Consider the following 360-nt stretch of genomic DNA (forward strand, 5'->3'; position numbering starts at 1 on the left):
CTTCCTTAAATTCTTTGCTGTAACGTTTCATTGCGATCCCCTCCGTCTCTGTTCGTTCAGTTTAACAGATTTTTGGGGAATTTGCGACTGCACTTACAGGGTACTACTCCATTCCTACCTTTCGGATATACGGGACGGGCGGCCATTTAGGTGTAGACTTAGGATAGTTCATCGATGGACAGCACCTTGAAAACCGAATGACCGTCCGAAAAGGAATACCCCGGCTGGGGAAGCACCGCAAGGAGCCGGACCTCTGGACACTTTGTCCAGAGGTCGCTTCGGGACAAGTTGGCGCTGTTGACAAATCCCAGTTTATCCTCGTTTGGGTAAATAAAAAAGACGCCCACTGGCGTCATCCGG

The 360-nt window shown here is 50.0% G+C and carries 1 pseudogene; it reads right to left on the reverse strand.

Annotated features, from left to right (window positions below):
- Positions 1-158: 158 nt before the first annotated feature.
- Positions 159-360, reverse strand: a pseudogene (locus ACTQ3V_RS15765) (hypothetical protein); the annotation flags it as partial.

Origin of the sequence: Candidatus Agathobaculum pullicola (assembly GCF_052117205.1) — a bacterium.
GTDB lineage: Bacteria > Bacillota > Clostridia > Oscillospirales > Butyricicoccaceae > Agathobaculum > Agathobaculum pullicola.